The organism is Morganella sp. BCCO 40_0007, assembly GCF_032989665.1.
Lineage (GTDB): Bacteria > Pseudomonadota > Gammaproteobacteria > Enterobacterales > Enterobacteriaceae > Morganella > Morganella sibonii.
The window spans coordinates 153,047-179,675 of record NZ_JAVBIN010000006.1 but is presented as its reverse complement, the minus strand read 5'-3'; the positions used below and the strand labels follow the sequence as shown (position 1 = coordinate 179,675).

General features: G+C 52.3%; 23 protein-coding genes and 1 other RNA gene. 6 read left to right on the top strand and 18 right to left on the bottom strand.

From position 1 onward, the window contains the following. Window positions 1-87: 87 nt before the first annotated feature. A complete protein-coding gene (sdhE, locus tag R5268_RS09060; RefSeq protein ID WP_072056892.1) occupies window positions 88-375 on the bottom strand; it encodes an FAD assembly factor SdhE in 288 nt (95 codons plus the stop codon). Between the two features lie 277 nt (window positions 376-652). Here sdhE and ygfZ point away from each other — a divergent pair, with 277 nt between their 5' ends. Continuing rightward, on the top strand, window positions 653-1,636 hold the full coding sequence (gene ygfZ, locus R5268_RS09055; protein WP_317419231.1) for a tRNA-modifying protein YgfZ: 984 nt from the start codon (window positions 653-655) through the stop codon (window positions 1,634-1,636). A gap of 79 nt (window positions 1,637-1,715) precedes the next feature. Then, entirely contained in the window at window positions 1,716-2,321 is a 606-nt protein-coding gene (locus R5268_RS09050) for an HD domain-containing protein (RefSeq protein ID WP_218454422.1), read from the top strand. 60 nt (window positions 2,322-2,381) lie between these two features. On the opposite strand, the gene gcvP is transcribed toward R5268_RS09050, so the two are convergent. The 7 genes from gcvP to R5268_RS09015 all read right to left on the bottom strand — a co-directional run bounded on the left by gcvP (window position 2,382) and on the right by R5268_RS09015 (window position 11,627). After that, window positions 2,382-5,258 (bottom strand): aminomethyl-transferring glycine dehydrogenase, encoded by a 2,877-nt coding sequence (gcvP, locus tag R5268_RS09045; RefSeq protein ID WP_317419230.1) that lies wholly within the window; start codon window positions 5,256-5,258, stop codon window positions 2,382-2,384. An 85-nt stretch (window positions 5,259-5,343) separates the two neighbouring features. Further along, window positions 5,344-5,739 (bottom strand): glycine cleavage system protein GcvH, encoded by a 396-nt coding sequence (gene gcvH, locus R5268_RS09040; RefSeq protein ID WP_004238339.1) that lies wholly within the window; start codon window positions 5,737-5,739, stop codon window positions 5,344-5,346. Between the two features lie 55 nt (window positions 5,740-5,794). Beyond that, a complete protein-coding gene (gene gcvT / locus R5268_RS09035; RefSeq protein WP_317419229.1) occupies window positions 5,795-6,889 on the bottom strand; it encodes a glycine cleavage system aminomethyltransferase GcvT in 1,095 nt (364 codons plus the stop codon). A 305-nt stretch (window positions 6,890-7,194) separates the two neighbouring features. Next, window positions 7,195-8,430: an FAD-dependent 2-octaprenylphenol hydroxylase gene (gene ubiI, locus R5268_RS09030; RefSeq protein ID WP_052926864.1), complete on the bottom strand. Its 1,236-nt coding sequence runs from the start codon at window positions 8,428-8,430 to the stop codon at window positions 7,195-7,197. 3 nt (window positions 8,431-8,433) lie between these two features. Continuing rightward, window positions 8,434-9,636 carry a 2-octaprenyl-6-methoxyphenyl hydroxylase gene (gene ubiH, locus R5268_RS09025; RefSeq protein ID WP_317419228.1) on the bottom strand — a complete coding sequence of 401 codons (1,203 nt, stop codon included), beginning with the start codon at window positions 9,634-9,636 and terminating at the stop codon, window positions 8,434-8,436. 3 nt (window positions 9,637-9,639) lie between these two features. Beyond that, entirely contained in the window at window positions 9,640-10,959 is a 1,320-nt protein-coding gene (gene pepP / locus R5268_RS09020) for a Xaa-Pro aminopeptidase (RefSeq protein ID WP_046894470.1), read from the bottom strand. 86 nt (window positions 10,960-11,045) lie between these two features. Continuing rightward, complete coding sequence (locus R5268_RS09015) at window positions 11,046-11,627, bottom strand: YecA family protein (protein WP_052926866.1); 582 nt, start codon at window positions 11,625-11,627, stop codon at window positions 11,046-11,048. A gap of 149 nt (window positions 11,628-11,776) precedes the next feature. On the opposite strand from R5268_RS09015, the gene zapA reads away from it, so the two are divergent. From zapA to R5268_RS09000, 3 genes are all read left to right on the top strand, one after another. Beyond that, window positions 11,777-12,106, top strand: coding sequence for a cell division protein ZapA (zapA, locus tag R5268_RS09010; RefSeq protein ID WP_046894472.1), 330 nt, complete (start codon window positions 11,777-11,779; stop codon window positions 12,104-12,106). A gap of 108 nt (window positions 12,107-12,214) precedes the next feature. Next, a non-coding RNA gene (gene ssrS, locus R5268_RS09005) (6S RNA) lies at window positions 12,215-12,397 on the top strand. A 37-nt stretch (window positions 12,398-12,434) separates the two neighbouring features. After that, the gene (locus tag R5268_RS09000) at window positions 12,435-13,040 is read left to right on the top strand and encodes a 5-formyltetrahydrofolate cyclo-ligase (RefSeq protein WP_218426490.1); all 606 of its coding nucleotides are present in this window, start codon (window positions 12,435-12,437) and stop codon (window positions 13,038-13,040) included. 174 nt (window positions 13,041-13,214) lie between these two features. On the opposite strand, the gene serA is transcribed toward R5268_RS09000, so the two are convergent. Then, window positions 13,215-14,465, bottom strand: a complete 1,251-nt coding sequence (gene serA, locus R5268_RS08995) for a phosphoglycerate dehydrogenase (protein ID WP_046894474.1) — start codon at window positions 14,463-14,465, stop codon at window positions 13,215-13,217. A gap of 286 nt (window positions 14,466-14,751) precedes the next feature. Continuing rightward, a complete protein-coding gene (rpiA, locus tag R5268_RS08990) occupies window positions 14,752-15,408 on the bottom strand; it encodes a ribose-5-phosphate isomerase RpiA (protein ID WP_046894475.1) in 657 nt (218 codons plus the stop codon). Window positions 15,409-15,536: 128 nt separating this feature from the next. Here rpiA and R5268_RS08985 point away from each other — a divergent pair, with 128 nt between their 5' ends. Beyond that, window positions 15,537-16,445, top strand: coding sequence for a LysR family transcriptional regulator ArgP (locus R5268_RS08985; protein ID WP_052926940.1), 909 nt, complete (start codon window positions 15,537-15,539; stop codon window positions 16,443-16,445). Here the strand turns inward: R5268_RS08985 and R5268_RS08980 are convergent. The 8 genes from R5268_RS08980 to aceF form a co-directional block, all read right to left on the bottom strand. Further along, window positions 16,442-17,167, bottom strand: coding sequence for an oxidative stress defense protein (locus R5268_RS08980; protein WP_052926868.1), 726 nt, complete (start codon window positions 17,165-17,167; stop codon window positions 16,442-16,444). The two genes, R5268_RS08985 and R5268_RS08980, sit on opposite strands and share 4 nt — an antisense overlap. Window positions 17,168-17,258: 91 nt before the next feature. Beyond that, window positions 17,259-17,882 carry an arginine exporter ArgO gene (gene argO, locus R5268_RS08975; protein WP_046894477.1) on the bottom strand — a complete coding sequence of 208 codons (624 nt, stop codon included), beginning with the start codon at window positions 17,880-17,882 and terminating at the stop codon, window positions 17,259-17,261. 125 nt (window positions 17,883-18,007) lie between these two features. Beyond that, the gene (locus R5268_RS08970) at window positions 18,008-18,490 is read right to left on the bottom strand and encodes a hypothetical protein (protein WP_317419227.1); all 483 of its coding nucleotides are present in this window, start codon (window positions 18,488-18,490) and stop codon (window positions 18,008-18,010) included. A gap of 70 nt (window positions 18,491-18,560) precedes the next feature. Then, entirely contained in the window at window positions 18,561-19,421 is an 861-nt protein-coding gene (mscS, locus tag R5268_RS08965; RefSeq protein WP_107678975.1) for a small-conductance mechanosensitive channel MscS, read from the bottom strand. 130 nt (window positions 19,422-19,551) lie between these two features. Next, the gene (locus R5268_RS08960) at window positions 19,552-19,923 is read right to left on the bottom strand and encodes a YacL family protein (protein ID WP_127375975.1); all 372 of its coding nucleotides are present in this window, start codon (window positions 19,921-19,923) and stop codon (window positions 19,552-19,554) included. A 189-nt stretch (window positions 19,924-20,112) separates the two neighbouring features. Then, entirely contained in the window at window positions 20,113-22,710 is a 2,598-nt protein-coding gene (acnB, locus tag R5268_RS08955; protein WP_317419226.1) for a bifunctional aconitate hydratase 2/2-methylisocitrate dehydratase, read from the bottom strand. 414 nt (window positions 22,711-23,124) lie between these two features. Beyond that, on the bottom strand, window positions 23,125-24,552 hold the full coding sequence (gene lpdA / locus R5268_RS08950) for a dihydrolipoyl dehydrogenase (protein ID WP_025152798.1): 1,428 nt from the start codon (window positions 24,550-24,552) through the stop codon (window positions 23,125-23,127). A 194-nt stretch (window positions 24,553-24,746) separates the two neighbouring features. Further along, the gene (gene aceF / locus R5268_RS08945) at window positions 24,747-26,624 is read right to left on the bottom strand and encodes a pyruvate dehydrogenase complex dihydrolipoyllysine-residue acetyltransferase (protein WP_317419225.1); all 1,878 of its coding nucleotides are present in this window, start codon (window positions 26,622-26,624) and stop codon (window positions 24,747-24,749) included. Window positions 26,625-26,629: the final 5 nt, after the last annotated feature.

Below are 26,629 nucleotides of genomic sequence, written 5' to 3'. Positions count from 1 at the left end.
TCCTGGGCCCGTCAGCCGGAAAATATACGGTATTCCGCCCCGGTTTCCTATGGAATAACTGTGACCGGTTATTACGTTCCCCGGCGGTCAGTCCGGATAATACGCCGAATTCTGTGCCGCCATCCGTGCCTGATTACGTTCCTGAATCAGCCGGATAATCTGATACAGCGCCTCATCATCCGGACGGCCTTTGTTCATCAGCCAGTTAAACAGATCCGGGTCCGGGCAGGTCAGCAGCTGAATAAAATCCTGTTTCTGGCCATCGGTCAGCGTGTCATATTCATGCTGAAAAAACGGCATAATCGCAATATCCAGTTCCCGCATGCCGCGACGGCAGGCCCAGTGGATGCGGGCTTTATTTTCAATATCTAACACCGGTATATCCTTTTTATTGAGAAGTGGTTTATCAGACCGGTAAACATCACTGATGATATCAGCGTAGCCTACCAAGCCCTGACAATAAAGAAAATCGTCTGCCGCACATGCCGGAGAAAAATGCGGCACAGGCGGAAAAATTCCGGTTATCCGCAACAGCGGATTTCATTATCACTCCGCATGCAACGCATCACACAAAGGGTCAATAATATTCTCTTGCAATGTCTGTTATCTCTTTTACCATACATTGCACAGCTCTCCGGACAGGTAAAACATCATGAACACAGAAACAACCGCATTACTCCCGCAACTGAGTGATTCTCTGCCTTTAACATGCGTTTCCCTCAGTGATCTGGCACTGGTTACTATCACAGGGCCGGACAGTCAGAAATACCTTCAGGGTCAGGTTACCGCCGATATCGACGCCCTGGCTGATGATCAGCATGTGCTGTGTGCACATTGTGATGCCAAAGGGAAAATGTGGAGTGACCTGCGTCTGTTTCATTATAAGGACGGCTACGCCTACCTTATCCGCCGCAGTGCGCTGGATACCCAGCTTGCGGAACTGAAAAAATATGCCGTTTTCTCCAAAATTACGATTGCCGCTGATGATACCGCTGTACTGACCGGAATCGCAGGACACGGCGCAGCAGACGCCTTACAGCCGCACTTCAGCGCTATACCGGATGCTGACTGTCAGGTTGTCAGCAGCAATGACACCACACTGCTGTATCTGCCGCTGCCGCAGGGGCGTTTTATTCTGATCCACTCCGCAGAACAGGCAAATGCCTTAGCTGACGCCCTGTCCCTACCGTCCGGTGCTGATACTCAGTGGACCGCACTGGATATCGAAGCCGGTTACGCCGTTATTGATACGGCGACAGTGAATGAATTTCTGCCGCAGGCGACAAACCTGCAATCCCTGCCGCGGGGTATCTGCTTTAAGAAAGGCTGTTATACCGGGCAGGAAATGGTGGCCCGTGCCAAATTCCGCGGTGCCAACAAACGCGCCATGTTCACACTTATCGGCCACAGCCGCCATGTGCCGGTCGCCGGTGATGATGCCGAGCGTCAGTTAGGTGAAAACTGGCGCCGTACCGGGACTATCCTGGCTGCTGTCCGCCTGAATGATGAACGTGTTCTGGTGCAGATTGTGATGAATAATGATACGGAGGAAGAGGCTGTCTTCCGTATCCGTGAAGATGAAGAAAGCCGCCTGAATCTCTTCCCGCTGCCGTACTCCTTTACTGAAGAAGCCTGATTTCCCGTCACCGCCGGGCGCAGCGACTCCCCGTCTCTGCGCCCGGCGGTATTCTGTATGAGTCTGTATTGAGGTTGTTATGTCATCAGCTGTTGCTGCACAGAAAGTCATTCCTTTTTCTCAGTTAATTACCTTTGTTATGGAGCTGGATAAGCTCAAAAGCGTTTACCGTAAAACCCGCCTGCTGAACAATGAACGTCAGGAAAACTCCGCTGAACACAGCTGGCACTTTGCTGTAACCGCAATGGCGTTTGCGCCGTATATCGGGGATGCGGATATGCTGCGTATCCTGAAAATGGCACTGCTGCATGATGTGGTGGAAATTGATGCCGGTGATGTGCTGGTCTTTGATCTCGCCGCCCGTGAAGCGGTCGCAGAAAAAGAAGTCGCTGCCGCAAAACGGATTTTCGGTCTGCTGCCGCAGCCGCAGGCGGATGAGTTTCAGGCATTGTGGAATGAATATGATGCCGCAGAAACCCGCGAAGCCCGTATCGCCAATATGATCGACCGCGTGATGCCGGTGCTGATGAATTTGCACAACAACGGTCAGAGCTGGGTGGAAAATAACATTTCACTGGAACAGGTGATTGACCGCACAAAATTTATCGCGGATGTACATCCGGCATTCTGGGCGTGGTTACGTGCCGAACTGGATACCGCGAAGCAGAAAGGCTGGCTGCGCTGATAAAAAAGGCCGGTTGTGTTACCACAACCGGCCTTTTCTTTATCGTTTACTGTTTACCGGTTACTCGTAATCACTCATCGGTGCACAGGAGCACTGAAGGTGACGGTCACCGTAAACATCATCCAGCCGTTTGACCGTCGGCCAGTATTTGTTATCACGGGTAGCCTGCGTCGGGAATACCGCCACTTCACGGCTGTACGGGTGTGACCACTCCGCGGCCAGTTCAGTCTGGATATGCGGGGCATTCACCAGCGGGTTATCTTCCGCTGTCCATTCACCGCTGCCGACCCGCTCCATTTCCGCACGAATACCCAGCATGGCATCAATAAAGCGATCCAGTTCCGTCTGACTTTCGGATTCTGTCGGTTCCACCATCAGTGTGCCGCCGACCGGGAACGACATCGTCGGTGCATGGAAGCCATAGTCAATCAGGCGCTTGGCAATATCCATCTCGGTGATACCAAACTTCGCTTTCAGCGGGCGGATATCCAGAATACATTCATGTGCCACATAACCGTTACGGCCGGTATAAAGCACATCGTAAGCGGATTTCAGCCGTGCCGCGATGTAGTTGGCATTGAGGATCGCCACCTGACTGGCCTGACGTAATCCCTGAGCACCCATCATGCGGATATACATCCAGCTGATCGGCAGAATGGAGGCACTGCCGAACGGTGCGGCGGATACCGCGCCCTGAGAGGTCAGCAGTTCAGAGGTGACAATGGTGTGCCCCGGTACAAACGGTGCCAGGTGTTTTTTCACACCAATCGGTCCCATGCCCGGTCCGCCGCCGCCGTGCGGAATACTGAAGGTTTTGTGCAGGTTAAGGTGAGAAACATCCGCGCCGATAAAGCCCGGTGTGGTAACGCCGACCTGTGCGTTCATGTTTGCGCCGTCCAGATAGACCTGGCCGCCGAATTCATGAATGATATCACAGACTTCGCGCACACCCTCTTCATACACTCCGTGGGTGGACGGATAGGTGATCATCACACAGGACAGATTCTCACTGTGCTGTTCTGCTTTCGCCCGTAAATCCGCCAGGTCAATGTTACCGTCTTCATCACAGGCCACCACCACGACTTCCATCCCCGCCATATTGGCTGAGGCCGGGTTAGTGCCGTGAGCGGACTGCGGGATCAGACAGATAGTGCGGTGCCCTTCACCTTTGCTTTCCTGATAGCGGCGGATAGTCACCAGCCCGGCATATTCCCCCTGTGCACCGGAGTTCGGCTGCATGCACATAGCGTCATAACCGGTCAGCAGCACCAGCCAACGGGAAAGCTGTTCTATCATCACATGATAGCCCTGCGCCTGTTCCGGCGGACAGAACGGGTGCATATTACCGAATTCCGGCCAGGTGATAGGGATCATCTCCGCAGCTGCATTCAGTTTCATGGTGCAGGAGCCGAGCGGGATCATCGCCTGATCCAGCGCCAGGTCTTTGCGGGCCAGACTGTGCAGGTAGCGCATCATATCCGTTTCGCTGTGATAGCTGCGGAAGTTCGGATGCTTCAGAATTTCCCCTTCACGGCGCAGCGCGGCAGGAATAGATTCAGAGGATGCGGCAACCTGTGCATCCAGTGCATCGATATCCCACTGTGCTTCCTGTCCGGTCAGTACCGCGTACAGATTTTCCAGACATTCACGCTGCGTGGTTTCACTCAGGGTTACCGCAACGGCCCCCGGCAGATCGGTGCGCAGGTTGATGCGTGCGGCTTTGGCTCGGGCCAGAACAGCCGCTTTATCCTGCACTTCAATCGTCAGGGTATCAAACCAGGTGGTATTGCGCAGACGCAGACCCGCATCTGTCAGGGCTTTCGCCAGAATATCCGTCAGGCGGTGAATGCGCCCGGCAATCCGTTTCAGGCCTTCCGGGCCGTGGTAGACCGCATACATCCCGGCGATATTCGCCAGCAGAACCTGAGAGGTACAGATATTGGAGTTCGCTTTTTCACGGCGGATATGCTGTTCGCGGGTTTGCAGTGCCAGGCGCAGTGCGCGGTTACCGGCGGCATCAATGGATACCCCGATAAGACGTCCCGGCATGGCGCGTTTGTAAGCATCGCGGCAGGCAAAGAAAGCGGCATGCGGGCCGCCGTAGCACATCGGCACACCAAAACGCTGGGCTGAGCCGAAGACAATATCCGCGCCCTGTTTGCCCGGCGCTTCCAGCAGTACCAGCGCCATAATATCGGCTGCCACACTGGTGATCACCTGACGCTGATGTAACTGCGCCAGTAAGTCACGGTAATCATGGATCTGCCCGCCGGTGCCGGTCTGCTGCAACAGCACACCAAACACATCATCGTAATCAAGGGCTTTTTCCGCACTGTCAATAGTCAGTTCAAAACCGAAATATTCAGCGCGGGTGCGGATCACATCCAGGGTTTGCGGATGCACATCATCCGCAATAAAAAAGCGGTTGGCATTTTTCTTTTTACTGACACGTTTTGCCATCGCCATGGCTTCCGCCGCCGCGGTCGCTTCATCCAGCAGTGAGGCGGACGCCAGTTCCAGACCGGTCAGATCGATAGTCACCTGCTGGAAATTCAGCAGCGCTTCCAGACGGCCCTGGGAGATTTCCGGCTGATACGGCGTGTACGCGGTATACCAGCCCGGATTTTCCAGCAGATTGCGTAAAATTACCGGCGGCAGAATCGTTGGTGCATAGCCCTGACCGATATAAGAGGTAAACTGCTGATTCAGACCGGCAATGGTTTTCAGTTCTGCCAGCGCATCCTGTTCGGTTGCCCCTTCGCCGACCGCAGGCGGGATATCCAGCTGAATATCGTCCGGGACAATATGACGGGTGAGATCTTCGAGTGACGCCGCACCGACTGTTTTCAGCATATGCAGCTGCTGTTCAGGGGATGCGCCGATATGACGGCGGATAAATTCACTGCGGTTTTCAAGCTGAGTTAACGTTTGAGTCATCGTTCTCCGGTTCCTGACATTATCTGATTCAATAAAAACCCGAAAAAAAACCCTGTTTGCTTACAAACAGGGTTCCGCTAATCCGTCAGTCTTCTTCTTCAGCCTGCAGTTCTGCGTATTTGGCTGCGTCCATCAGACCGGCAAACTCATCCGGGTCCGTGATTTTAATGCGGATCATCCAGCCGCCTTCATACGGCTCGCTGTTTACCAGCTCCGGGCTGTCTTCCAGCGCCTCATTCACGGCGATAACGGTGCCGGTGACCGGCGCATACAGATCTGATGCCGCTTTTACCGACTCAACAGTACCGAATGCTTCACCAAATGTGATTTCATCACCGACTTCCGGTAATTCAACAAATACCACATCGCCCAGCAGTTCCTGCGCGTAATCGGTGATCCCTGCCACATACTCATCACCACTCTCATGGCGAACCCACTCGTGATCTTCTGTGTATTTCAGATTCTCAGGTATATTACTCATCGCCAACGGCTCCTGTTATCGGGTTTCTCAAAATTTAACAATAAAAAAAGGTTATTCAGACCAGTGCTTTGCCGCTACGGACAAATCCCGGTTTCACGACCTCAACAGGCACTTCACGGTTGCGTACCTGTACAATAGCGGTATTACCGATCCCCTGCGGAACACGGGCAAGCGCGATACTGAACCCCAGAGACGGGGAGAATGTACCGCTGGTGATAACGCCGGTCTGCAGTTTACCCAGCTCATCGGTAAAGCGGACTTCCATGCCTGCACGCAGCACGCCTTTTTCACGCATTACCAGACCGACCTGTTTTTCAGTACCTTCGCGGCGGAATTTTTCCAGTGCCTCGCGGCCGATAAAATTCCGGTCTTCCGGCTGCCAGGCAATGGTCCAGCCCATATTTGCCGCCAGCGGATTAACGGTTTCGTCCATCTCCTGGCTGTAAAGATTCATACCTGCTTCAAGGCGTAAGGTATCCCGCGCCCCTAATCCGGCCGGTTTCACACCGGCAGCCAGCAGTTTTTTCCACAGGTCAGCGGCCTGCTCTGCGGGCAGTGCGATTTCATAGCCTTCCTCGCCGGTGTAGCCGGTCGTGGCAATGAAGTAATCGCCGCTCTGCACGCCGTAAAACGGTTTCATTCCGACAACAGCCGCCTTTTGCTCTTCACTCAGCAGTGTCGCGACTTTTTCTCTGGCATGCGGACCCTGAACCGCAATCATCGCCAAATCATCGCGGACTGTCATCTCAGCAGCAAAGTTTTTGCGATGTTCGTCAATCCACGCCAGATCTTTTTCGCGGGTGGCAGAGTTCACCACCAGCCGGTAAAAATCATCCGCAAAGTAATAAACGATAAGATCGTCAATTACACCGCCGGACGCGTTCAGCATCCCGGTATACAGTGCTTTGCCTTTTTCGGTGAGTTTTGCCACATCATTGGCGAGAAGATAACGGAGGAACTGCTGACATTGCGGACCATGAAAGTCGACGATTGTCATATGGGAAACATCGAACATACCGGCGTCATTGCGGACATTGTGGTGCTCTTCGATCTGGGAGCCGTAGTGCAGCGGCATCATCCAGCCGTGAAAATCCACCATTTTTGCCCCGCAGGCAACGTGCTCACCGGACAGTGGTGTGTGTTGTGCCATTCTATCCCCTTTCAGTCAGACATAGTGCGCAGCGTGTACCGCGCAAACGATACCCTTTTCCTGACGTTATCACCGAATCACAAACGGAACCATAAGAAAAAATTGTGACCGTGTACGCGGGCGGAAAAATACGAGCCGTCAGTATGCAGATTTTTCATCTGCCATTCTGAGCCCTGAGGCGCAAAAAAGGATTAACAGGTGATAGTTTTGAATTAAGCGGCGGGAATGCACTAAAACACCGGCCGGATCGACCAATTAAATTTTAGTGCATTATGAATAAAACTAATGTGAAAAAAGGCCTTAAATTAGATTTTTTCAGCTGATGCCGGCGTCGGTTCACGCAGCCAGTCCGGCATATCACTCAGCCCGCGGGCATGACGCAGAAGAGCCGGTTTTACGCCCGGCAGTGTATCCGCCAGCACCAGGCCGACATCACGGACCAGTTTTTTCACCGGATTGTTGCCGTCGAACAGCTCACGGAAACCCTGCATCCCGGCCAGCATCATTGCGGCACTCTGCTTGCGGCGGCGTTCAAAACGGCGCAGCCAGAAATAGTTGCCAATATCTTTGCCTTCGGCAGTCAGACGGCGGATTTCACCAATCAGCTCCGCCACATCCATAAAGCCGAGGTTCACTCCCTGTCCGGCCAGCGGATGAATGGTATGAGCCGCATCCCCCAGCAACGCCAGACGCGGTGCGGCAAACTGACGGGCATAGCGCCCGGTCAGCGGGATCGCCCGCCGTTCACTGACAACCTCACACAGACCGAGACGAAGATCAAACGCCGCCGCCAGTTTATGGTTAAACGCGGTTTCATCCAGATCCAGGCAGTGCTGTGCGGTCAGTCCGGGCAGAGACCAGACAATTGAGCAGTGATGTGCATCCGGCAGCGGCAGAAATGCCAGAATACCGTCACCGTGGAAAACCTGACGTGCCACATTCTCATGCGGCAACTCCGTGCGGATGGTAGCGACCAGCGCGTGATGCTCATAATCCCAGAAAGAGACCGGGATATCCGCATGCTGCCGCAGCCAGGAATTTGCCCCGTCTGCGCCCGCCACTAAGCGGGTCGTGAGCATGTCGTCATTTTCCAGGGTGATAAAGGCATCATTTTCGCCCCACACCACCTGACGGATTTGCGTCCCGGTGAGCAGCGTCACATCAGACAGCGTCTGAACCCGCTCCCAGAGCGCATTGCGGATCACATCATTTTCAATGATATGGCCGAGGTGTTCACAATGCGCTTCCGCCGCACTGAACGCGATACGGCCGAAGCTGTTGTTATCCCACACTTCCATACCCTGGTACGGCGCCGCACGTTTTGCCTGAATGTCCTGCCAGACGCCCAGTCGCGCCAGTAAGCGCTCACTGGCGCTGTTAATGGCGGAGACCCGGACAGCAAACGGCGCCTGCGGATCAAAACGGGTATCCGGCGCCTGCTTTTCAATCACCGCAATACGCAGCCCGCAGCCGTGCAGACCACAGGCCAGAGCCAGCCCGACCATGCCGCCACCGGCAATTACCACATCATATGACTGCATTGTTTATCCTCTTTCCGTGGCGGTATTAAGCGGCTGCGCGACCCAGCCGAGCGTCTGTTTTGCCAGCCGGTTGCGCAGAAACGGCAGCATTTCCATTGCCATCAGACCGGCATTCCGTCCGGCGGCCAGCGGGAAGCAACGATTGGAGAAAAGGCGCACCAGGCTGTCGGTCAGGGTCATTGTCGCCTGCCGGTCAGCTTCACGGGCTGCCTGATACTGCATCAGCACACGGTACTGACCAATATCTTCCTGTGATAAAAACGCCTGACTGATAACCTCCGCCAGTGCCATCACATCACGCATTCCCAGGTTAAAACCCTGACCGGCGATAGGATGGAGTGTCTGAGAGGCATTGCCCACCAGCGCCAGGCGGTGGGCAATCTGAGAGTGCGCGGCACTCAGGGTAAGCGGATAACAGTGACGGGCACCGGCAGTGACAATTTTACCCAGCTGCCAGCCAAAGGCTTTCTGCAATTCACGGCAGAAAGTCTCATCATCCCATTCACGCACAGTGTCCGCATGTTCTGCACGGTGACACCAAACCAGCGAACTGCGCCCTTCTGTCATCGGCAGCATCGCCAGCGGACCCTGCGGGGTAAAACGTTCAAACGCCCGCCCCTGCGGGTCCAGCTCCGTCATAACATTGGCGATCACCGCCACCTGCTCATACGGTGTGTCATTCCACTGCATACCGCACTGCTGTGCGACCGCAGAATGACTGCCGTCCGCCGCGATCAGAACCTGTCCGTTCAGTACCGTACCGCTGTCCAGCTGAACACTGACCGAGTCCATCGTGCGGGTAATATTTTTTACGCTGTCCGGACAGTACAGTGTGACATTTTCGGCTTTTGCCAGTTCGGCAAACAGCGTTTGTCCGGCATCATACAGTTCAATAACCTGTCCGAGTGCATCAATATCATAATCACCGGCGGTAATATTCACACAGCCTGTATGCCCCTGATCAGACACATGCACCCGGGTAATCGGCGCTGCATGGACTTTCAGGGCAGACCACAGCCCGATTTTCTCAAGCCGCTGACAGGTCCCGTACGCCAGGGCAATCGCCCGCGCATCAAACCCCGGATGATGGGCATCCGGTAATCTGGCTTCCGCCAGTGCGACGGGAAGCCTGCCGTGACTGAGGCGGGAAAGCGCCAGCGCCAGTGTCGCGCCGGTCATTCCGCCTCCGGTGATTATCACACTCATTAATTATTCAGCCTGTTTTGCCTGCGCCATCAGCGCTTCAATTTCATCTGCGGTTTTAACCACAGAAGCTGTCAGGTTTTCGTTGCCGTCAGCTGTGATGACAATATCGTCCTCAATACGGATACCGATGCCGCGATATGCTTCCGGCACATCCGCATCCGGCGCGATATACAGCCCCGGTTCGATAGTCAGCACCATGCCCGGTTCCAGGATGCGGTCGCGTTCTGTGCCGTAATGGCCGACGTCATGCACATCCAGTCCTAACCAGTGGCTGAGACTATGCATGAAAAAGGCGCGGTATGCTTTGGTTTCGATCAAATGCGGGACATCCCCGGTCAGTAAACCGAGTTTCACCAGCCCTTCCGTCATGATTTCCACCACACGATCCGTCACTTCTGCGATCGATGTACCGGGACGATAGAGTTCCAGAGAAACATTCAGGGTTTCCAGCACCAGATCATAAATTTCGCGCTGCTCTTTGCTGAATTTGCCATTGACCGGGAAAGTACGGGTAATATCCCCGGCATAGCCTTCAATTTCACATCCGGCATCGATCAGCACCAAATCCCCGTCTTTCATCCGGCATTCGTTTTCGGTGTAGTGCAGGATACAGCCGTTTTCACCGCTGCCGACAATGGTGTTATAGGACGGGAAACGCGCGCCGTTACTGACAAACTCGTGTTCAATCTCGCCCTGTAACTGATATTCGTACATACCCGGACGGCATTTTTCCATCGCACGGGTGTGTGCCAGCGCACTGACTTTCCCGGCACGGCGCATGATGTCCAGCTCCGCCGGAGATTTAAACAGACGCATTTCGTGAACAACCGGCCGCCAGTCAATGATCGTGTCCGGTGCGGAAAGATTACGGCGGCTGCCGCGGCGCAGTGTATCAAGAGCATTAAAGACGATGGTATCAGCATACGCCATTTCGCCCTGTGCAAAATAGAGGGTGTCGAGGCCGTTAAGCAGCTGACAGAGCTGTTCATTAATCTCATCAAACGGCAGAGCGCGATCCACTCCCAGTTTTTCCGGTGCCGCGTCCTGGCCGAGACGGCGTCCGAACCAGATTTCTGCGGTCAGATCACGCACACGGTTAAACAATACACTGTGGTTATGAGTTTCATCACTTTTAATCAGTACCAATACCGCCTCCGGCTCACTGAAGCCGGTCAGATAGAGAAAATCACTGTGCTGACGGTAGGGATAGTCGCTGTCCGCATTACGCTGCGCCGGAGGTGCCGCAAAGAAAACCGCCGCGCTGGCAGGTGCCATTTTTTCCAGCAATGCCTGACGGCGTGAGATAAATTCTTGTTTATTCATACCCTCTTTCCTTATACGTGTGATGATTCAGAAATCTGATGGTTCAGTGTGCAGCAGATTGTCTGCCGCGGACAGCTTCAGATATATCAGTGTAATGTCGGTTTCTGTGCCGGCGCATCAGCCGTTTGTGCGCTGCGCGGTTTTGCCAGCGAGATATAGCACAGCTGTACAGCCACGCGGACATACTCGATCACTTCTTCCAGCGCGTCATCCAGTGCTTCGGTATCTTCCGCTTCATCATAGCCCAGCATGCCGATTTCACGCAGATCAGTGACAATTTCTTTCACTTCATTACGATCACCAAATTTCGGATCAGCCACACCCAGACCTAATAAGAAGTGATTAACCCAGCCGGCCAGCTCATCAGCCCGGGCAAACACGCCAGCCTCATCATCCGGCAGCAGTAAATTAAACTGGCATTCGGTATCATCAAGCAGCTCAAATGTGGTATTAAAGAGAGCACGCAGCGGTTGTGCCAGAATCTGTGAAAACGCCATACCTTCGTTGGTCAGGTCGTGGATCAGCGCCATCCAGCTCTCATCAGTGTTACCGCCGCAGAGCAGACCCGTGATCAGGCCGTGCATCTCTGACGCAGTCATGGCAACGGCTTGCTGACGTAAAAGTTCATCAAGTGTTTTAAAATCGGGCAGTGTTTTATCCGGGGTCATTATTTTGCTCACCAGTCGGGTTTCAGTTCGTGATATGCTACCATCAAGAGGCGCCGCTGTACCAGATAAGGGCTGCGGCCTGCTGCTATAACGTACACAATTCACGTCACACAGGATAATATCCTGTTGCAGAACCAAAGGAAGATTTCATGTCTGCACAACCCGTTGATATCCAAATATTCGGGCGTTCCATGCGCGTTAATTGTCCACCGGAACAAAAAGAAGCTCTGCTCGCTTCCGCTGCGGAGCTTGAACAACGGTTACAGGACCTGAAAGAGCGCAGCCGGGTCACTAACGCGGAACAGCTCGTTTTTATCGTTGCGTTAAACATCTGTCACGAACTGACACAAGAAAAATTGAAAACGCGCGATTATGCCTATAACATGGAACAAAAGATAAAACTGTTACAGCAGACTATCGAGCAGGCGCTGCATGACCAAACCCGAATCACAGAGCGCCAGGTAACACCTATTGAATAAAATTGTTTAGAAATCAGTCACTAGACAAAAAAAATTTCGAAATTAGGTTGCAATCTCAGCCCGATTTCATACAATGAGTTTAAGAACAACGTTACACGAAGTTCACAAAATTCTCTGAGATGTTTGTCTGCGGGTCAGTCCCCTGAGCCGATATTGATACAGACAGAATGTGGTGATTTGTCACCGGTGAGCATACCTGATTCGTTCAGGCAGCCTAATGGAAGCAACGCCGCGTTCACCTTGAACCAAGGGTTCAAGGGTTACAGCCTGCGACGGCATCTTGGAGACCTCTCTCTTATTTATCTCCTGATATTTCGCTGATTTCACTATGACTCATGACCCGCTGTTACAATCACGGCATCATCTGCGTCAGTTAATCCGCAATAAACGCCGTGCCCTGACCCCGCAGCAGCAGACTGCAGCCGCACAAGATCTTGTTCAGCAAATCATTCACCACCCCGGCATTGACCGCGCTGATAATATTGCCCTGTTTCTCTCTTTTGATGGCGAGATAGATACCCGCCCGCTGACAGAGTGGCTGTGGTCACAGGGGAAACACGTATATCTGCCGGTTCTTCACCCGTTCAGCCGCCATCATCTGTTATTTCTTGCCTATCGTCCTGATACTCCACTGATTAAAAATAAATTTTCAATTTCAGAACCGGCTTTGGATGTCACACAGGTATTGCCGCCGCAGGAACTGGATATCATGTTTATTCCGCTGGTTGCATTTGATGAAAAAGGCGGGCGTCTCGGGATGGGCGGCGGTTTTTATGACCGTACACTGGCAGACTGGCAGAAGAAAGGATTTTACCCGCTGGGACTGGCTCATGATTGTCAGCAGGTCAGTGAGTTACCCGTTGCAGAGTGGGATGTACCGCTGCCGGAAGTGATCACGCCATCACGCCGCTGGCTGTGGCCTGAACATAAATAAATCAGTATAAACAATCAGATAAATCAATAGTCATCTGCTGATAACAGCGAACGCGGTTAACGGGCAAAGAAAACGAAAAGCATGCGCGTCATGGATGACGCGCCTGAGCGCACACGGATGTGTTTACCGCGACTTTTCGTTTTTGCCCGTTTATCCGCAGAGCAATCACCGCTCTCAGAACAACAGACGTGCTCTTATTGTTCCCGGCAGGGCTTTCAGTTGCAGCAGAACATCATCCGCCTCATCCTGATTATTTGCCACAATATCGATAACAACATAACCCAGATCACCCGCCGTCCGCAGATACTGTGCTGCGATATTGATACCGCGATCAGTAAAGACCTGGTTGATGCTGGTCAGCAGACCCGGGCGGTTTTCGTGAATATGCAGCAGACGGTTTGCATTCTGTCCGTGTACCGGCAGTGATACTTCAGGGAAGTTGACCGCAGAAAGCGTCGAACCATTATCGGAGTATTTCGCCAGCTTGCCGCCGACCTCAAAACCGATATTTTCCTGAGCTTCCTGGGTTGAACCGCCGATATGCGGGGTAAGAATGACATTATCAAACCCAATCAGCTCAGAAATAAACGGATCTTCCGGGTCATTGTTTGCCGCCGGTTCAGACGGGAACACATCCACCGCCGCGCCGGACAGGTGTTTTGATGCCAGTGCCTGACTGAGCGCCGGAATATCCACGACCGTACCGCGTGAGGCGTTAATGAAAATCGCGCCCGGTTTCATCAGTTCAAACTCATGTTTACTCACCATATTTTTGGTGGATTCCGTTTCCGGCACATGCAGTGTGACCACATCACTCATATTCAGCAGCTCAGATAAATGACGAACCTGAGTGGCATTACCGAGCGGCAGTTTGTTTTCGATATCGTAAAAATAGACATCCATACCGATGGATTCCGCCAGGATACCCAGTTGTGTCCCGATATGGCCGTAGCCGATAATCCCCAGTTTTTTACCGCGCGCCTCATAGCAGCCTTTCGCCTGTTTATCCCAGATACCACGATGTGCTTTGGCATTTGCCTCCGGAATACGGCGCAGCAGCAGTAACAGTTGCCCCAGCACCATCTCAGCCACGGAACGGGTGTTTGAGAAAGGTGCGTTAAAGACAGGAATACCGCGTTTTGCCGCCGCGTCGAGATCGACCTGGTTAGTCCCGATACAGAAACAACCGACAGCGACCAGTTTTTCCGCACAGGCAAAAATCTCTTCTGTCAGTTGGGTACGGGATCGGATACCGATAAAACGCGCATCACGGATCGCTTCTTTTAATTCTTCCGTGGATAATGCGCCTTTATGATATTCAATGTTTGAATAACCCGCTGCTTTCAGACTGTCTACCGCACTCTGGTGTACGCCTTCCAATAGCAGAAATTTAATTTTATCTTTTTCCAGTGATACTTTTACCATGACCCTGCCTTTTGTTAAGTTCCCGAAATGTCCTGTCCTCACATCAAAATAACAAAAAATAACGTCTCCGCAATACACGCCCCTGTATAAGTCACAGAACAAGTTACAGGGAAAAGGCAGGTTTGCAGAAGAAAATGAAAAAATGCCACTGAGTGCTGATATTTTGGGCATATCAAAGACAAAATTGTGATATATATCACCGAAATTTATGATTTAAAAAAAAATAAAAAAGGAACCGTCTCCGGTTCCTTATTCTGTATCGGTATATTACAGATAGCTTACTGATTTATTTAATGGTTTTTACGCCATCCTGAGTACCCATCAGCACCACATCCGCACCGCGGTTGGCAAATAAACCTACGGTCACCACACCGGCGATACCGTTAATTTTATTTTCCATCTCAACCGGGTTCAGAATTTCCAGATTATAGACATCCAGAATCACGTTGCCGTTATCCGTTACCACGTTCTGACGGTATTCCGGCTGACCACCGAGTTTGACCAGCTCACGCGCGACATAAGAACGCGCCATCGGGATCACTTCCACCGGCAGCGGGAATTTACCCAGCACATCAACACGCTTGCTTTCATCCACGATACAAATGAATTTTTTCGCAATAGCCGCCACGATTTTCTCACGGGTCAGTGCCGCACCACCACCTTTGATCATGTTCATATGGTGGTCGATTTCATCCGCGCCGTCGACATACACGTCCAGGCTGTCCACATCATTGCAGTCCAGCACCGGAATGCCGTAGCTTTTCAGTTTTGCGGTTGATACCTCTGAGCTGGATACCGCGCCGTCAATCTGGCCTTTCATCGTCGCCAGCGCATCAATAAAGTGAGACGCGGTGGACCCGGTGCCCACACCAACAATAGTGCCCGGCTTCACGAATTCTAATGCCGACCAGCCAACCGCTTTCTTTAATTCATCCTGAGTCATGTTATTGCCTTTTCATCGTCATCCTATGCCACCGGCATAGCCCGTGATAATTATAGCAATTATTTCTCCCCCGGAATGCGAATTGTGGCATATTGTGAATGACTGATAATAAAGAGGAGAAAACCGCCATGAGACGACCGGATTATCGTGCCCTGCAGGCGCTGGACGCTGTTATCCGTGAACGTGGTTTTGAGCGGGCTGCACAGAAACTCTGTATTACCCAGTCTGCCGTTTCACAACGCATCAAACAGCTGGAAAACCTGTTCGGACAGCCGCTGCTGGTGCGTACCGTGCCGCCGCGACCGACCGAAGAGGGTCAGAAGCTGCTCGGTCTGCTGCATCAGGTGGAATTACTCGAAGCCGAATGGCTGGGGGATGATGCCGGTAATATTGAACCTCCTCTGATTTCTCTGGCGGTCAATGCCGACAGCCTCGCGACCTGGCTGCTTCCGGCGCTTCGCCATGTTCTGGCTGATCTGGCTATCCGCCTGAATATTCAGGTGGAAGATGAATCACGCACGCATGAACGTCTGCGGCGCGGGGAAGTGGTTGGTGCGGTCAGTATTCAGCCGCGTCCGCTGCCGGGATGTCTGGCGGATCAGCTTGGTGCGCTGGATTACCTCTTTGTCGCCTCACCGGAATTTGCCGCCCGTTATTTTCCTGACGGCGTCAGCCGCAGTGCCCTGCTGAAAGCCCCTGCTGTGGCGTTTGATTATCTTGATGATATGCACATGGCCTTCTTACAGACCAATTTTGACCTCGCCCCCGGCAGTGTGCCGAGCCATGTTCTTAATTCCTCAGAAGCCTTTGTGCAGCTGGCAAAACAGAGTTCAGCCTGCTGTATGATCCCGCATTTGCAGATTGCGGATGAACTGGAACGGGGAGAGTTGCTGGATCTGACACCGGGTCTGTTTCAGCGCCGGATGCTGTACTGGCACCGGTTTGCACCGGAAAGTGCCACTATGCGGCAGGTGACTGACGCCCTGCTGAAACACGGGCGTCAGACATTACGGCAGGCGCCGCCTGAAACGGATTAACGTTTCAGTTCAAACACGACATCCACCTGATCGCGGAAGTCGATAGTCTGTTGTTCATAGGTTTCATCCGCAGATACCGCTGCCGGTGCATTGGCAGCCAGCATCATTTTACCGCGCGCCATCACCGGAACCGGCTGTGGTGCGTTATAACCGATGCTGTACACGGCACCCAGCTCAGAACCAAAGCCTTTTGCCACGGCTTTCGCCTGTGAAACGGCATCATCAATGGCTTTCTGGCGCACTTCCGCACGATATTTCTCCGGATTATTCACCCCGAACTCCACTGCACTGATATCATTCAGGCCGCTTTTCAGTGCGCCGTCGAGCAGTGTGTTCAGCTTGTTCAGATCATAGACTTTCACCGTCACTGAACGGGAGGCGTTATAACCGCGGATAACGGATTCTTCTTTCTCTTTATCATAGACATAATCCGGACTGGTGCTGATATTGGCCGCATTAATGTCTTTCTTTTCAATCCCCTGAGCTTTCAGAAAATCAAAATATTGCGCCACACGTTTGTCCGCCTGTGCTTTGGCGGCTGACGCCTCTTTTTCCTTTACGGTCACATTGATAGTCAGTGTCGCCATATCAGGCTCAGCCTGAATCACAGCGCTGCCGGAGGTTGAAATATGCGGGCCTGCGGGGGTTTCCGCTGCCTGAGCCGCAGCCGTGTAACTCCCCAGGGCAACCATAGCGGCAAGAGCAAGAGATTTCAGTTTCACATATCCTCCTTCTGTTTTAAACCGGTCACATAACAGGACGTTATGCCGGAATCAATAACACTAGCACACTCTGACGAAACAATATTTCGGATTAATAAGAAATATTCAATCCTTTTAAAGCTAATTGTATCGCGATATACCACATCACCGAGCCGACAAACAGGTTGATAATCCGCTGTGATACCGGTTTTTGCAGCACCGGCGAAAACCAGGCCGCCAGCAGCGCCAGGCCGAAGAACCACAATACCGATGCACATACGGCCCCTGCGGTAAACCAGATACGCATATCGGAGCCCAGTTGTCCGCCGATACTGCCCAGCACCACAAAGGTATCCAGATAAACATGCGGATTCAGCCAGGTAACAGCCACCAGCGTCATAATCACCCGCCAGCGGCTGCGGACAACCTGCTCCTGCATCGTCAGTCCGGCATCTGCCGTAAAGACCGCCCGCAGCGCTCCCCAGCCATACCACAGCAAAAACGCCACCCCGCCCCAGGTGACCAGTGCCATCAGTAACACAGACTGGCTCAGCAGTGCGCTGCCGCCAAAGACCCCGGCCGTGATCAGTAACACATCACTCAGCGTGCATAAAAATGCACTCATCAGATGATACTGCTTTCTGCTTCCCTGTTGTAATACAAATACATTTTGCGGCCCGAGCGGCAGTATCATTGCCGCACCAAGTAATAACCCCTGAAAATATGTCGATAACATGCAAAAAATCCCGATAATTATTCAATCCACGCCGGATGGAATGAATATTACCGGGATTTCAGTATTAGTGAAATTAATACAATTAATGGGTCATTAACGAGACTAATACCCCGTGAACAATGCGGTCAGATCCACTCCCAGACCAGACGTACCGTGGTGCCGAGGCATTCACTCACACGGCTGATAATTTCATCCCGCCCGTTATCCATGCAGACAATAAAGCTGTTGTTATAACGGACAGTCAGCCCGTAACACGCAAGGCCGCCGGTTTCATCATAATCCATATCGGGAATGACGGCGGGCGCCCCGCAGCAGGGGGTATTGCGCGGTGCCAGAGCGGCAGAAATGCGTTCCTCTCCGGTAACCGCAAAAATCGCATTCATCTGCGCGCCCCACCAGGTACCGGAAACCGGCTTGCGGCAGACAGGACAGAGCGGATAACGGAAGTTTTCACTGCCGGACCAGAAAATAATATCCGGGTCCGCCTGATGCATAATATCGTCAGCCGCCATCCACTCACTCAGATACTGTTCCGCAGCCTGCTGCTGCTCAGCATCCGGGACATAACTCAGTGTCTCAGGAATAAAATGAAGTAAATGCTCGCTCATCACAATCTCTCACTTTACGGCAAAAAAAAGCGGCACCCGGAAAAAGGGTACCGCTGATAATATACACCTGTTACGCCTGCTGTTGCTGATTATTCTGATGCATATGGACATCAAGCTGCGGGAACGGAATGCCGATATTATGCTTATCCAGCGCACGTTTGAAGTTTTCCAGCAGATCCCAGTGTACATCCAGGAAATCGCCGTTTTTTGTCCAGTAACGGACAACAAAATTCAGGGAAGACGGCGCCATTTCATTCAGACGCACCACAATACCTTTCTCTTTCTGCACACGCGGATCAGCGGCAACAATCTCAGTCAGAATCTCTTTAACCTGATCAATATCGGCGTTGTAAGCCACACCGACAATGATGTCACGGCGGCGATCCGGTTCACGGCTAACGTTAATAATATCGCCGGAAATTACTTTACCGTTAGGGATCACAATGATTTTGTCGTCCGCACTGCGCAGTGTGGTGGAAAAAATCTGCACATTCTGAACAGTCCCTTCTGACGCCCCGATAACCACATATTCACCGGCACGGATAGGACGGAAAATCACCAGCAATACCCCTGCCGCAAGATTTGAGAGTGACCCCTGCAATGCCAGACCCACGGCCAGACCTGCCGCACCCAGCACCGCGATCACAGATGCGGTTTGTACACCAAGACGCCCCAGAACGGCAATCAGTGTGAAAGCAATAACTGCATAACGAACCATTGCGGACAGAAAATCAGAGACGGTAACATCCACACCGCGCATCGACAGCAGGCGGGAAACCGCTTTGCCGGCCATTTTCGCCACAAACAGACCGATAATCAGCGTCAGCACAGCAGCCACAATATTCACCGCATAATCCAGCAGCAATGTCTGATTATTTGCCAGCCAGCCGGTCGCCTGATTCAGGCCATCCGTCAGGATTTGTTCATTCATTCATCCACCTCATAAGTTATCGGAAATAAATAAAAACAACATTGTTGCAATAACCGACCGATTATCGCATCAGGTAAAGAACTACTGGTTTATATTACCGTAACAAATGAAAATTTCAGAATAAAAATTCTCAGCCCTGCCCGCCGGTCACAATAAATTTACGATAATTTTCCAGTAAAATCATAAAGTCAGCCGTTCCGCAGAACGCAATACTTTCATTATCGTAATAACTCATACCTTCATCCGGTTCATCGGTTTCAAAGGTGATCTGATTGGCGTTAATCATGATTTCCTCATCATCCATCAACAGAGTGTATTCATGACCCACCCGCTGCCACTGCTGCTCACGCCCTTTAATACTGTCAAACGCCAGCGTTATCTCATCGATGACCGAGAGATCCCCTTTTACTTCTTCATTCAGCCAGTGACCGATCGCTTCGTGATCCATTGACAGCTTAACTATCACGTCCCCGTCGATCCCGAGGGAAAATTCATAATCCATCGCTGTATACCTCTTGTAAATACTTTACCGCTGTCACGTATGCAACACCTGCCCTTATTTTAGCGGGTTATCCGGTTTTCAGGTACATTCACACCGTAATTAACCGGCTGACAGGTATAAAAAAACGGGAGACAGTGTCTGCTGTCTCCCGCCGGTAAAATAACTGCGGATTGATTCAGATGCTGACTATCACACCTGAGTCTGGAAAATCACGCCATCCGCGACTTTGGTGTACTGATTCAGCTGGTCGAAATTGAGGTAACGATAAGTATCTTCCGCTGTCTCATCCACTTTATCCATAAAGGTCTGATACTCCGCCGGTGTCGGCAGGCGTCCCAGCAGGGAGGCAACCGCCGCCAGTTCCGCTGAGGCCAGATACACATTGGCACCGGTGCCCAGACGGTTCGGGAAGTTACGGGTCGAGGTGGATACGACCGTTGAGTTATCCGCCACACGTGCCTGGTTACCCATACACAATGAACAGCCCGGAATCTCAATACGGGCACCGCTTTTGCCGAAGATGCTGTAATAGCCTTCTTCTGTCAGCTGCGCGGCATCCATTTTGGTCGGTGGCGCGACCCACAGGCGGGTCGGTAACTGGCCTTTATAACTGTCGAGCAGCTTACCCGCCGCACGGAAGTGACCGATATTCGTCATGCAGGAGCCGATAAACACTTCATCAATCTTGCTTCCGGCCACATCAGACAGCAGACGTGCATCATCAGGGTCATTCGGTGCGCAGAGAATCGGCTCTTTGATCTCATGGAGATCGATTTCGATCACGGCGGCATAATCTGCATCCGCATCGCCTTCCAGCAGTTGCGGATCGGCCAGCCATTTTTCCATGCTCTGAATACGGCGCTCAATGGTACGGCGATCGCCGTAACCTTCCGCAATCATCCATTTCAGCAGGACGATATTGGAATTGAGGTATTCCGTAATCGGCTCTTTATCCAGTTTGATGGTACAACCTGCAGCAGAACGCTCGGCAGATGCATCCGCCAGCTCAAACGCCTGTTCCACTTTCAGTGTCGGCAACCCTTCAATTTCCAGGATACGGCCGGAGAAAATGTTTTTCTTCCCTTTTTTCTCAACGGTCAGCAGCCCCTGCTGAATAGCGTAATACGGAATCGCATGCACCAGATCACGCAGCGTGATCCCCGGCTGCATTTTTCCTTTAAAACGCACCAGCACAGATTCCGGCATATCCAGCGGCATCACACCGGTTGCAGCCGCAAAAGCGACCAGACCGGAACCGGCCGGGAAGGAAATACCAATCGGGAAACGGGTGTGTGAGTCACCGCCGGTGCCGACAGTATCCGGCAGCAGCATGCGGTTCAGCCAGGAGTGGATGATACCGTCTCCCGGACGCAGCGATACACCACCGCGGTTCATAATAAAATCAGGCAGCGTGTGATGCGTGTTTACATCCACCGGCTTCGGATAAGCAGCAGTGTGACAGAACGACTGCATCACCAGATCAGCTGAGAAGCCGAGACAGGCCAGGTCTTTCAGTTCGTCACGGGTCATCGGCCCGGTGGTGTCCTGGGAGCCGACAGAGGTCATCTTAGGCTCGCAGTACTCGCCCGGACGAATTCCCGCCACGCCGCAGGCACGGCCGACCATCTTCTGAGCCAGTGAGAAACCGCGGGTGCTTTTCTCAACCGGTTTTGCCTGACGGAAAATATCCGTATGCGGCAGGCCGAGAGACTCGCGTGCTTTTGCAGTCAGGCCGCGACCGATAATCAGCGGGATACGGCCACCGGCGCGGACTTCATCCAGCAGCACATCGGTTTTCAGTTCAAATGTTGCCAGCAGTTCATTGGTGTCATGATTGCGGATCTCACCTTTATACGGGTAAACGTCAATCACATCCCCCATATTCAGGTTGCTGACATCCACTTCCACCGGCAGCGCACCCGCATCCTCCATGGTATTGAAGAAAATCGGGGCAATTTTTCCGCCCAGCACAATACCACCGCCGCGTTTGTTCGGCACATACGGGATATCATCCCCCATAAACCACAGCACGGAGTTGGTCGCGGATTTACGGGAAGACCCGGTACCGACGACATCACCGACATAGGCCAGCGGGAACCCTTTTTTGCTGAGCAGATCGATCTGATTAACCGGGCCGATATTGCCGGGTTCATCCGGATCAATACCGTCACGCGGGTTTTTCAGCATCGCGAGTGCATGCAGCGGGATATCCGGACGCGACCAGGCATCCGGTGCCGGTGACAGATCATCGGTATTGGTTTCACCGGAAACTTTAAAAACGGTAACGGTCAGTTTTTCTGCCAGCTTCGGACGTTCAAGGAACCAGTCCGCATCAGCCCAGGACTGAATAATTTTCTGTGCATAGGAATTACCGGCTTTTGCCTTTTCTTCCACATCATAGAAATTATCAAACATCAGTAAGGTATGAGAGAGCGCTTTGGCGGCGACAGGGGCCAGTTTTTCATCATCGAGGGATTCAATCAGGGCGTGAATGTTATAACCACCCTGCATGGTTCCGAGTAATTCAATAGCTTTTTCAGCGGAGATCAGAGGTGAATGTGCTTCACCTTTTGCCAGAGCGGCCAGGAAACCGGCTTTCACATATGCGGCTTCATCAACACCCGGCGGTACACGGTTGGTAATCAGATCAACAAGAAACGCTTCTTCGCCTGCCGGCGGAGATTTCAGTAATTCGACTAACTCAGCAACCTGAGCGGCTTCCAATGGCTTAGGGGCGATCCCTTGTGCTGCACGTTCGGCAACGTGCCTGCGGTAATTTTCCAGCACGACGTACTCCTTGCTTTGTGTTTTTTATGAGTGCCCGGCAACGGGGTTTCAGCATATCAAAATTTAAACACATTGTTAATTCATTCACATTAAAGCAACATAAACAATTTGTGAGCTGAATAACATTAGTGAATTAAACTTGCTGCTTACCCGTTTCACCAGTGTTATGCCGTTTTAAACAGGAATCTGCACAATTATTGATTACGCCGGAAATGCAAAAAACGGTCGTTTACATCGTTCAGCTGCACCGGGAACGACGGTCAGCATACTGAATTTATTAATATCTGAATAATACCGGTTTGTCTATGAGTACACAGGCGGGGCGATGGCTTCAGGGAATAAAAAAATCCGGCGCCAGAGGCCGCCGGATTTTTATGTTCAGCCGGGTAACAATACTGTCACCGGGTCAGCTGATTACTTTTTCTTTTTCGCTTTCGGATTCGGAAGGTCAGTGATGCTGCCTTCGTAAATCTCAGCCGCCATACCGATTGATTCGTACAGCGTCGGGTGAGCGTGGATGGTCAGAGCCAGGTCTTCCGCATCACAACCCATTTCGATAGCCAGACCGATTTCACCTAACAGCTCGCCGCCGTTAGTACCGACAATCGCACCACCGATAACACGGTGAGATTCTTTGTCGAAAATCAGTTTGGTCATACCTTCAGCGCAGTCAGATGCGATTGCACGACCGGAAGCCGCCCACGGGAAGGTTGCTGTTTCGTAGCTGATACCCTTCTCTTTCGCTTCTTTCTCCGTCAGACCAACCCATGCCACTTCCGGTTCGGTGTAAGCAATAGACGGGATCACTTTCGGATCGAAGTAGTGTTTCAGACCGGAGATAACTTCGGCTGCCACGTGACCTTCGTGAACACCTTTGTGCGCCAGCATCGGCTGACCGACGATATCGCCGATAGCAAAGATGTGCGGCACGTTGGTGCGCATTTGTTTGTCAACGTGGATGAAACCGCGATCGTCAACTTCAACACCGGCTTTATCAGCCGCCAGCAGTTTACCGTTAGGAGTACGGCCGATAGCCACCAGAACTGCATCATAACGCTGTGGTTCTGCAGGGCCTTTCTTGCCTTCCATCGTGACATAGATACCGTCTTCTTTTGCTTCAACGGCGGTCACTTTGGTTTCCAGCATCAGGTTAAACTTGGTGCTGATACGTTTGGTGAACAGTTTAACGATGTCTTTATCTGCCGCAGGAATGACCTGGTCAAACATTTCAACAACATCAATCTCTGAACCCAGCGCGTGGTATACGGTACCCATTTCCAGGCCGATAATACCACCACCCATGACCAGCAGACGGCCCGGGACGGTTTTCAGCTGCAGCGCATCAGTTGAATCCCATACACGCGGATCTTCGTGCGGGATAAACGGCAGCTGAATCGGGCGTGAGCCCGCTGCAATAATAGCATTGTCAAACGTGATAGTGGTTTTACCCTTCTCACCATTGACTTCGATAGTATTCGCGCCGGTGAACTGGCCGAGACCATTCACGACAGTCACTTTACGGCCTTTCGCCATACCGGCCAGACCGCCGGTTAACTGAGAAATAACTTTCTCTTTCCACAGACGGACTTTATCGATATCAGTCTGCGGTTCGCCGAACACGATGCCGTGAGAAGCCAGCGCTTTCGCTTCTTCGATCACTTTAGCAACATGCAGTAATGCTTTGGACGGGATACAACCTACGTTCAGGCAGACACCGCCTAAGGTTGAATAACGTTCAATCAGGACAGTTTCCAGACCTAAGTCAGCACAGCGGAAAGCCGCTGAATACCCTGCAGGGCCCGCACCAAGTACAACGACCTGGGCTTTAATTTCAGTACTCATCGTGACCTCTTAATTGTTTGTCCGGCGGGTCAGACGACATATATTCCACCGGGACGTACACACTGAGAGCAGTTTACAAAATTGTTAACAACCTGGAAAGGCGCAGTTCTGTGACCTGACTCCCGTTATCCGGGATGAGCACGTTTCAGCCTGCGCCGCTAAGACCGGCTCTGCACCGGTCTTAGTGTAATTGCTTACATTGCCAGGCGGCGTAAATCGCTCATGTACTGATTAATCAGCGTGATGAAGCGGGCGCCGTCAGCACCATCGATCACACGGTGGTCGAAGGAGAGTGACATTGGCAGAATGAGACGCGGAACAAACTGTTTGCCGTCCCATACCGGTTTCATGGATGAACGTGACAGACCCATGATAGCCACTTCCGGTGCGTTAACAATCGGTGCGAAACCGGTTGTCCCGATACCGCCCAGGCTGGAGATAGTGAAGCATCCGCCCTGCATATCAGAAGAAGTCAGCTTACCGTTACGGGCTTTCTTGGAGATTTCAGCCAGTTCGTAAGACAGTTCCAGAATACCTTTTTTGTTCACATCTTTGATGACAGGAACAACCAGGCCGTTCGGGGTGTCTACCGCGATACCGATATTGACATATTTCTTCAGAATCAGACGCTGTGCATCTTCAGTGATAGAGCTGTTGAAACGCGGCATTTCGACCAGCGCTTTTGCGGCAGCTTTCATCACGAAGACCAGCGGAGTGATTTTCACGCCCAGCTGTTTCTTCTCAGCTTCTTTGTTCTGCTGTTTACGGAATTCTTCAACATCAGTGATATCCGCTTCATCCATCAGCGTAACGTGCGGGATCATTACCCAGTTACGGCTCAGGTTAGCACCGGACAGCTTCTGAATACGGCTCAGTTCAACTTCTTCCACTTCACCGAACTTGCTGAAGTCCACTTTCGGCCATGGCAGCATGCCAGGTAAGCCGCCGCCTGCTGCAGCCGGAGCTGCTTCAGCGCGTTTCACCGCATCTTTCACATAAGCCTGAACGTCTTCACGCAGGATACGGCCTTTACGGCCTGTGCCTTTGACTTTCGCCAGATTCACACCGAATTCACGGGCCAGACGACGGATAACCGGACTTGCGTGAACGTAAGCATCGTTCTCAACGAAGTCATTACCCGCAGCCGGTGCTGCTGCCGGAGCCGCTTTCGCTGCCGGTGCAGAAGCCGGAGCTGCTGCCGCTGGTGCGGCTGCTGCAGGCTGTGCTGCCGGAGCAGGTGCTGCGCCCGCAACTTCAAAGACCATAATCAGAGAGCCGGTTTTGACTTTATCGCCGACTGCTACTTTGATTTCTTTGACTTTACCTGCCATCGGAGACGGGACTTCCATTGAGGCTTTGTCGCCTTCAACGGTGATCAGAGACTGTTCTTCAGTCACGGTATCGCCGACGCTGACCATAATTTCAGTCACGTCAACTTCGTCACCGCCGATATCCGGTACATGGATTTCTTTGTCTGCTGCCACGGCCGGTGCCGCTGCTGCAGGTGCCGGAGCGGCTGCGGCAGGCTGTGCCGCCGGTGCTGCGCCCGCAACTTCAAAGACCATGATCAGGGAACCGGTGCTGACTTTATCGCCGACAGCAACTTTGATCTCTTTAACCACACCCGCCATCGGAGACGGAACTTCCATTGAGGCTTTGTCGCCTTCAACGGTGATCAGAGACTGTTCTTCAGTCACAGTATCGCCGACGCTGACCATGATTTCAGTCACATCAACTTCGTCACCACCGATATCCGGTACGTGAATTTCCTGCAGTGCAGATGCTGCAGCCGCTGCCGGAGCAGCAGCCTGAGCTGCCGGAGCAGGAGCCGCTGCTGCGGCCTCTGCTTCAAATACCATGATGAAAGAACCGGTGCTGACTTTATCGCCCACGACAACTTTAATCTCTTTAACAACCCCTGCCTGCGGAGACGGAACTTCCATCGACGCCTTGTCACCTTCAACGGTGATGAGTGATTGTTCTGCTTCTACTTTATCGCCGACACTGACCAGAATTTCAGTTACATCAACTTCATCTGAACCGATATCAGGCACATGGATTTCAATAGACATTAATT

Coding starts and splice junctions, on each gene's coding strand:
- ygfZ (WP_317419231.1), top strand. CDS start 653: ATGAACACAGAAACAACCGCATTACTCCCGCAACTGAGTGATTCTCTG.
- R5268_RS09050 (WP_218454422.1), top strand. CDS start 1,716: ATGTCATCAGCTGTTGCTGCACAGAAAGTCATTCCTTTTTCTCAGTTA.
- gcvP (WP_317419230.1), bottom strand. CDS start 5,258: ATGACTCAAACGTTAACTCAGCTTGAAAACCGCAGTGAATTTATCCGC.
- gcvH (WP_004238339.1), bottom strand. CDS start 5,739: ATGAGTAATATACCTGAGAATCTGAAATACACAGAAGATCACGAGTGG.
- gcvT (WP_317419229.1), bottom strand. CDS start 6,889: ATGGCACAACACACACCACTGTCCGGTGAGCACGTTGCCTGCGGGGCA.
- ubiI (WP_052926864.1), bottom strand. CDS start 8,430: ATGCAGTCATATGATGTGGTAATTGCCGGTGGCGGCATGGTCGGGCTG.
- ubiH (WP_317419228.1), bottom strand. CDS start 9,636: ATGAGTGTGATAATCACCGGAGGCGGAATGACCGGCGCGACACTGGCG.
- pepP (WP_046894470.1), bottom strand. CDS start 10,959: ATGAATAAACAAGAATTTATCTCACGCCGTCAGGCATTGCTGGAAAAA.
- R5268_RS09015 (WP_052926866.1), bottom strand. CDS start 11,627: ATGACCCCGGATAAAACACTGCCCGATTTTAAAACACTTGATGAACTT.
- zapA (WP_046894472.1), top strand. CDS start 11,777: ATGTCTGCACAACCCGTTGATATCCAAATATTCGGGCGTTCCATGCGC.
- R5268_RS09000 (WP_218426490.1), top strand. CDS start 12,435: ATGACTCATGACCCGCTGTTACAATCACGGCATCATCTGCGTCAGTTA.
- serA (WP_046894474.1), bottom strand. CDS start 14,465: ATGGTAAAAGTATCACTGGAAAAAGATAAAATTAAATTTCTGCTATTG.
- rpiA (WP_046894475.1), bottom strand. CDS start 15,408: ATGACTCAGGATGAATTAAAGAAAGCGGTTGGCTGGTCGGCATTAGAA.
- R5268_RS08985 (WP_052926940.1), top strand. CDS start 15,537: ATGAGACGACCGGATTATCGTGCCCTGCAGGCGCTGGACGCTGTTATC.
- argO (WP_046894477.1), bottom strand. CDS start 17,882: ATGTTATCGACATATTTTCAGGGGTTATTACTTGGTGCGGCAATGATA.
- R5268_RS08970 (WP_317419227.1), bottom strand. CDS start 18,490: ATGAGCGAGCATTTACTTCATTTTATTCCTGAGACACTGAGTTATGTC.
- mscS (WP_107678975.1), bottom strand. CDS start 19,421: ATGAATGAACAAATCCTGACGGATGGCCTGAATCAGGCGACCGGCTGG.
- R5268_RS08960 (WP_127375975.1), bottom strand. CDS start 19,923: ATGGATTATGAATTTTCCCTCGGGATCGACGGGGACGTGATAGTTAAG.
- lpdA (WP_025152798.1), bottom strand. CDS start 24,552: ATGAGTACTGAAATTAAAGCCCAGGTCGTTGTACTTGGTGCGGGCCCT.
- aceF (WP_317419225.1), bottom strand. CDS start 26,624: ATGTCTATTGAAATCCATGTGCCTGATATCGGTTCAGATGAAGTTGAT.